The following is a 7461-nucleotide window of genomic DNA, read 5'->3' as shown; positions in this document are numbered from 1 at the left end:
GCACCAGTGGCGAGAGGAGCTTTTGAAGCGTTCAGGAGCTCTTTCCGAGGAGCTGCAAGAAAAGCTGCGTGAGCAAACCATCAAGTAGGTGGTGTTAGGTGAGCGCGGCCTGCCAATCGCGATCGCCCTGATGTTGACGTTACAGTCTGTGCAGCCCAACGGCGGCGCCGTTGATCCTGCAGAGTGTTCCTCAATCTCCTGTGCTCCGTGGTCGATCAGCTTTCGTCTCAAACCCCGCCATCTCTCGCCGATACGAAGGCGAGCCGCCTGCTGATCTCGTTGCAGGCGGCTGCTCTACTCGCCATCTGCGGCCCGGCCCTCCTCGCGAACAACCTCCCTCCCTCCGCCACGTTCTTCAATCAGGCCGTGGCCCTGGCTGGATGGAGCGCATTGTTGGCACTGACCGTGCTGTGCCTGCGGGCCACACCCGTTGTGCCGTGGCAGCGCGTGGGCGCGGGTGTCTGCGTGTTGGGTCTTTTGGCCGTGGCGACCGTTGCCTCGTCTCTGTTCGAGCGTCTTCCCGCGACGCTGACCTTGTCGACCTTGGCCCTGCTCGCTGCCGCCGCGCTGGCGCTGCGGGTGGGTGGGGCCAGCAGCCGCGACGAGGCCGGGCGGATGGCCTTTCAAGCGGGGTGTGCGGCCCTGTTGCTGACCGGCGTCATCAGCGTCGGCCTAGCCCTCGTCCAGGTTTTCGCCCCCGACTTGGCCGACGGCGACTGGATTGCACGCACTTCAACCCCCGGCCGAGCCGGCGGCAACTTGCGCCAGCCGAACCACCTGAGCAGCCTGCTGCTGTGGGCCATGGCCGCGTTGCTCTGGTTGCACGAAACCCTCGCTGAGCGGCGAGCCGTGCCGCAGCTCAAGCCGGTCCGGGTGCTCACTGCCGTGCTGATGCTGCTGTTGATCTTCGGCGACGTGCTCACCGTCTCGCGCACCGGCACCGTCTGCATCGTGCTGCTGGCGCTGTGGGGGGTGGTCGACAAGCGCCTGTCGCGTTTCTCACGCGTGCTGCTGTGGTTCGCGCCGCTGTTCTACGTGTTGTGCTGGCTCGGCATGAACGAGTGGGCGCAGGCCGGCGCGCAGTCATTTGCCGGCGGAACGCAGTTGCAACGGTCTGACCTGTCGAGTTCACGTTTCGGCATCTGGGCCAACACCTTCGAGCTGATCCAGCAGAACCCGTGGTTCGGCGTCGGCTGGGGCGAGTTCAATTTCGCCTGGACGCTCACGCCCTTCCCGGGGCGACCCGTGGCGTTTTTCGATCACACGCACAACCTGCCGTTGCAACTCCTGGTCGAACTCGGCATCCCTTTGGGCACGCTGATACTCGGCTTGCTCGCGTGGGCCCTGTGGAAGGCGTTCGAAGCCTGCCGCACCGCCTCGGCCGCTGACAGCCTGACGTTGCGCACCGCCTTCATCCTGGTGTTGATGATGGTGGTGCACAGCATGCTGGAGTACCCGCTGTGGTACGCCTACTTCCTGTTGCCGACCGCCTTCGCGATGGGTGTGTGCCTCGGGCACGGCCAACCGGAGGCGAGCGAGGTGGACGCAACGGCATCACCTTGGCTGCGCCGCTCGCTGATCGGTGCGTCGCTGGCGTTGATCGTCGGCACTGGCGCGTCGGTCTTCGACTACCTGCGTGTCTCGGCCATCTTCTCGGCCGACGACGACATGCCCTTGTCCTATCGCATCGCCCAAGGCCAGCGCAGCTGGTTCTTTGCCCACCATGCAGACTATGCGGCGGCCACCGTCGCCACGAACCCGTCCACGGCGATGAAGGCGTTTCGCCGCGCGCCGCACTACCTGCTCGACACGCGTCTGATGATCGCCTGGGCCAAGGCCTATGCGGAAAAGGGCGATGTCGAACGCGCCCGCTACCTCGTTGATCGCCTGCGGGAGTTTCGCAACCTCGACGCGGCGGAGTTTTTAGCCGAGTGCGATGCCAAGCGCACAGCGGACCAGCCCGAGCCCTTCCAGTGCCAGCCGTCGACGCGCCGTTTCACCTACCAGGATTTCAAGCTGCGCTAAGGCTGAGCCACCCAGTCGCCCGACTTGCCGCCGTGCTTTTCCAGCACACGGATCTCGCCCATCACCATGCCGCGGTCGGCTGCCTTGCACATGTCGTAGATGGTGAGCAGGCCCACCTGCACGGCGGTCAGCGCTTCCATCTCGACGCCGGTGCGGCCCAGTGTTTCCACCTGCGCAGTGCAGCGCACCAGGCTTGCCGATTCATCCACCTCGAACGACACCGCCACACGCGTGATGGGCAACGGGTGGCACAGCGGGATCAGCTCGGCCGTGCGCTTGCTGGCCTGGATGGCCGCCACACGTGCAATGCCGATCACATCGCCCTTTTTGGCGCTGCCCGACTGGATCAGCGCCAGCGTGGCCGGCAGCATGCGGATCACGCCGCTGGCGCATGCGACGCGGTGCGTCTCGGCCTTGGCCGACACATCGACCATGTGCGCCTGGCCCTGCTCATCGAAGTGGGTCAGGGGGGACGAGGGGGAAGGTGCAGACGTTGACATGGTCGGGAAACATGCGGGCAATGTGTCGCTGGCATCATAGCGACGCATCTCGGGGCCGCGGGCTGAACCTTCCCGCCCCGTATCGGCTCCAACGCGTTCGTCTCTCGTCCCGCCTTTCACGCCTGCCGTTTTGAACGATTCCATTCGATTGCCCCTGGCCAAGCGCCTGCTCGCCGGCCTGTGCACCTTGAGTCTGCTGCTGCCGGCCGCACCGCCCGTGTGGGCTCAAGACCGGTTGCCCGCTCTCGGCGAAGCGACCTCCGACGACCTGAGCGTGGGCAACGAGCGTCGCCTGGGCGAGCAGATCATGCGCGACATCCGTCGCGACCCCGACTACCTCGACGACCCGTTGCTGCTCGAATACCTGCAGACCCTCTGGCAGCCGCTGGTGGCTGCCGCCCGCGAGCGCGGCGACATCGCCTCCGACCTCGACCAGCAGTTCGCCTGGGAGGCCTTTCTCGTGCGCGACCGCAGCGTCAACGCATTTGCGTTGCCGGGTGGTTTTGTCGGCGTGCACCTGGGCCTGATCGCGATGACCCACACGCGCGACGAGCTGGCCTCGGTGCTCGCGCACGAGCTCACCCACGTCACGCAGCGCCACATCGCGCGGGGCATGGCCAACAGCGCACGGCAGTCGTTGATCGGTCTGGCCGGCATCATCCTCGGCATGATCGCTGCCTCCCGCAGCAACCGCACCGACGGTGCCAACGCCATCATCTCCGGCAGCCAGGCGGCGGCCATCCAGGGGCAGCTCAATTTCTCGCGCGACGTGGAGCGCGAGGCCGACCGCATCGGCTTCGCCGTGCTGACCAAGGCCGGCTTCTCGCCCGGCGGCATGGCGGCCATGTTCGAAAAGCTCGACCAGTCTTCGCGCCTCAACGACAGCGGCGGCTTCCCCTACCTGCGCACCCACCCGCTCAACGCCGAGCGCATCGGCGAGGCCCGTTCGCGCATGGGCACGGCCAAGCCGGCGCCCCCGGTCAGCGTGTTGGCCCACACCGCGGCACAAGCGCGTGCCAAGGTGATGATGGATGCGCGTGTCGATGCCCTGCGCCGCTGGCAGTCGCTCGAAGCGCTGCCCACGGCCAGCGTGTCCGACAAGCTGATGGCGGCCTACGCCAGCGCCTTGGCGTCGACGCTGCTGCGCGACTGGGCGCGCGCGGACACGGCCTTGCAGCTCGCTCTCGGCCTGGTGAACGGCAGCCCACGCAGCGATGCGCAGGCGCAGCGCGAGGTGGTGTTGCTGCAAGTGCAGTCATTGCTGGCTCGCGGTGATGCAGCGCGTGCGGCCGACACGCTTCAACCCTATGCGCGCGGCAACGGGGTTGCTGCCTCGCGTGCGGTGATGCTGTTGTCGGCCCAGGTGGCGATGGCCCTCGACAAACCCGCGCTGCAGCGCAGCGTCGAAGAGATGCAGACCTGGACCACGCTGCACCCGCAAGACGCCACCGTGTGGTCGCAGCTGGGTCGCTCGTGGCAGCAGCTGGGCCACGGCCTGCGCTCGCTGCGTGCCGAAGCCGAATCGCGCATTGCGGTAGGCGACCTGACCGGCGGTGTCGATCGCCTGCGCGCCGGGCAAAAACTCGCGCGCAGCAACCCGTCGGCCGACTTCATCGAAGCCTCGGTGATCGACGCGCGCTTGCGCGAAATCGAGAGCCAGGTCCGCCGCCGCGAACTCGAAGAGAAACGACCCGAGGGCTGAGGCCGCACCGCAAGCTACCGTTCGGGCTGAGCCTGTATTCCCGATCGCACTGAGCTTGTCGAAGGGAGCCAGCGCCGTGCTGTGCGCACCCTTCGACAGGCTCAGGGCGAACGGAAATCAAAAGTTCTCAGACTCTCAGCGCGAACGGAGCAGTTGCTCAACGGCTCCACTAAGCGCTGCCGTATCCTTGCCGCCATTCGAGAAGGCAAGGGAGTCACTGCATGCACCGCTTCATTCAACGCGCAGCCATCGCTGCCGCGTTCATCGCCGCCACCACGGCACACGCCGCCACCGTCACCAGCCTCACGCCACAAGGCGAAGTGGCGCAGGTGCGCCAGCTCACGGCCAAGTTCTCCGAAGCGGTGGTGCAGTTCGGCGACCTGCGCGTGGCCGACCCGTTCAAGCTCACTTGCGAAGGCGCTGCGCCCAAGGGCAACGGCCGCTGGGCCAATGACCGGGTGTGGCTGTATGACTTCGACGAAGCCCTGCCCCCCGGCACCCGCTGCACCGTGGCGGCACGCCCCGAGTGGAAGCCGCTGACCGGCAGCCTGACCGGCACCACCCAGTTCAACTTCAACACCGGCGGCCCGGCGGTGATCTCGACCCTGCCCTACGGCGGCCAGATCGAAGAAGATCAGCACTTTCTGTTGCGCCTGAATGGCGCCGCAGTCGAGGCCACCGTGCTGGCCAACGCATCCTGCGAGATCGAAGGCATTGGCGAGCGCGTGCCCGTGCGTGTGGTCACCGGCACCGTGCGTGACGAGGTGCTCAAAGCCCGTCGCCTGCAAAAACAGGCCGCCCAATGGCTGATGCTCGCCTGCCAGCGCCCGCTGCCACCCGACGCGGCCGTGCGTGTCGTTTGGGGCCTGGGCATTGCCGCGCAGGCCAACCCGAAGATCGTGACGCGTGTCGAGCAGCGCTTCGACTTTCGTGTGCGCCCGGCCTTCACGGCCGAGTTCAGCTGCGAGCGTGAGCGTGCCGAAGCACCCTGCCTGCCCATCCGCCCGATGACGCTGCGCTTCTCGTCGCCGGTGCCACGTGCCGTGGCCGAAGGCGTGCGGCTCAAACCCTCATCGGGCGCTGCGCTGGCGCCGCTGTTCGACAAGGACGACAAGGCCGCCGAGCTGAGCGACCTGCGCTTCCCCACGCCCTTGCCGGAGAACGCCAGCTTCACGCTGGAGCTGCCGCGCGAAGTCAAAGACAGTACCGGGCGGCTGCTCACCAATGCAGCGAGCTTCCCGCTCAAGGTGGCCACCGGAGATGCACCGCCTATCGCCAAGTTTGCCGCCGCGCCCTTCGGTGTGGTCGAGTTGCAGGGCGAGGCCATGTTGCCGCTGACGCTGCGCCATGTGCAAGGCGACCTGCGCCCCGCCGCGAGTGCGGGCGCGGTGCGCATCAAGACCTTGCGCAGCGACGCCGACGTGTTCGCCTGGTACCGCAAGCTGGCCACCCACCACGAGAGCCAGCTCAGCGCGCAAGATGCCGGTTTGCCGCAGGCGCAGTGGTTCACCAGCGAAAAAGTCACCGACGCCAAAGGCCGCAGCAAGATCGTCAAACAACCGCGCTACGTGGCCACACGCGAGCTGTCGCTGCTCAACCAGGCGGCCGAGGTGCGCCGCCTCGACCTGCCGCAACTTGAAGGCAAGGACCCCCGGCCGTTTGAGGTGGTGGGCATTCCGCTGCCCGAGCCGGGTTACCACGTGGTCGAGATCGAGTCGGGCCGCCTCGGCGAATCGCTGCTCGACAAGAAGGCGCCGATGTACGTGCGCACCGGCGTGCTCGTCACCAACCTGGGCGTGCACTTCAAGCTGGGCCGCGAGAGCAGCCTGGTGTGGGTGACCTCGCTCGACAAAGGCAAGCCGGTGGCCGATGCCGAGGTGGCGGTCAACGACTGCACCGGCCAGCGCCTGTGGGCCGGTCGAACCGATGCACAAGGCCTGGCCCGTGTCGACAAGGCCTTGCCGATGCAGCTGGGCGAGTGCCCCGGCGAAGCGGGTTACTTCGTCACCGCGCGCAAAGCCCCGACCAAGGGCGCCACCGACATGGCCTTCATGTTCAGCAGCTGGCAGAAGGGTGTGGAGCCGTGGCGCTTCAACCAGCCCACCAGCAACGAATCGCAAGCCGACCTGCGCGCCCACACCGTGTTTGACCGCACGCTGCTGCGCGCCGGCGAAACCGTGTCGATGAAACACTTCATGCGGCGCGAGACCGCCAACGGCCTGGCCTCGCTCCAACCCGACGAGCTGCCCACCCGCATGAAGATCGTGCACCAGGGCAGCGGCCAGGAGTTTGTGCAACCCATCAAGTGGAACGGTGTGCGCAACGCCTCGGCCAGCTGGAACATTCCTGCCGCGGCCAAGCTCGGTGTGTACGAGGTGTTGCTCGAGCGTGAAGGCATCAGCGACGAGACCCGCCGCAACCGCTGGCGCAGCGGCGACTTCCGTGTCGAAGAGTTCCGCCTGCCCTTGGTCGACGCGCGCGTGAGTGGCCCCAAGGCCGTGGCGATTGCGCCCGCCGAGATGCCGATCAACGTGCAGCTCAATTACTTCTCTGGCGGCGGCATGGGCCAGGCCCCGGTGCGAATGACGGCCGTGTTGCGCGAGCGTGGCATCTCCTTTCCGGGCCATGACGGCTTCAGCTTTGGGCCGCCGCGTGACCTGAGCCAGAACGAGACGGAAGGCGATGGCGAAGAGCAGCCACAAGGTGGCGGCAAGCTCGTCGCCGACAAACAGCCGCTCACCACCGACCGCAACGGTGCCGCCAGCCTCACGCTGAAGGCCTTGCCCAAGATCACCCGCGCCAGCGAACTGCTCGCCGAAGCCACTTTCAACGACCCCAATGGCGAGGTGCAGACCGCCGCCACCCGCATCAACCTGTGGCCGAGCGCCGTGGTGCTGGGCGTGAAAGCCGGCTCTTGGGCGAGCAGCCGCGGCAAGGTGAAGTTCCAGGCGCTGGCGCTCGACACCGCCGGCAAGCCGATCAAGGGCCAGCGTGTTGAAGTGCGCGGGCGCTCGGCGCAGGTCATCAGCAGCCGCAAGCGCATGGTCGGCGGCTTCTACGCCTACGACAACCGCAACGAAGTCACCGAGCTGGGCAGCCTGTGCAGCGGCAGCACCGACGACCGCGGCCTGCTGCTGTGCGAAGCCGAGTTGTCCACCGCCGGCCAGGTCGAGCTGATCGCGCAGGCGCAAGACGGCGCTGGCAACCAGGCCGAAGCCGCCGCCAGCGTGTGGG

At 67.1% G+C, this 7461-nt stretch carries 4 protein-coding genes; 3 read left to right on the top strand and 1 reads right to left on the bottom strand.

What is annotated here, in order from left to right; all coding sequences use genetic code 11:
* Positions 1-393: 393 nt before the first annotated feature.
* Entirely contained in the window at positions 394-2025 is a 1632-nt protein-coding gene (locus RMO40_RS05200) for a Wzy polymerase domain-containing protein (RefSeq protein WP_309717275.1), read from the top strand.
* Here RMO40_RS05200 and moaC read toward each other — a convergent pair.
* Positions 2022-2525, bottom strand: a complete 504-nt coding sequence (moaC, locus tag RMO40_RS05195) for a cyclic pyranopterin monophosphate synthase MoaC (RefSeq protein WP_309717272.1) — start codon at positions 2523-2525, stop codon at positions 2022-2024. The two genes, RMO40_RS05200 and moaC, sit on opposite strands and share 4 nt — an antisense overlap.
* Positions 2526-2655: 130 nt before the next feature.
* Here moaC and RMO40_RS05190 point away from each other — a divergent pair, with 130 nt between their 5' ends.
* Together RMO40_RS05190 and RMO40_RS05185 are read left to right on the top strand one after the other, a co-directional pair.
* On the top strand, positions 2656-4227 hold the full coding sequence (locus RMO40_RS05190) for a M48 family metalloprotease (RefSeq protein WP_309717270.1): 1572 nt from the start codon (positions 2656-2658) through the stop codon (positions 4225-4227).
* Positions 4228-4448: 221 nt separating this feature from the next.
* A partial coding sequence (locus tag RMO40_RS05185) for an MG2 domain-containing protein (protein WP_309717267.1) occupies positions 4449-7461 on the top strand: 3013 nt, incomplete at its 3' end.

It is taken from the genome of Rhizobacter sp. (assembly GCF_031412075.1).
In the GTDB taxonomy this organism is placed as follows: Bacteria; Pseudomonadota; Gammaproteobacteria; order Burkholderiales; family Burkholderiaceae_C; genus Rhizobacter.
The sequence above is the reverse complement of the archived record's forward strand: the minus strand, read 5'-3'. Positions and strand labels throughout refer to the sequence as shown.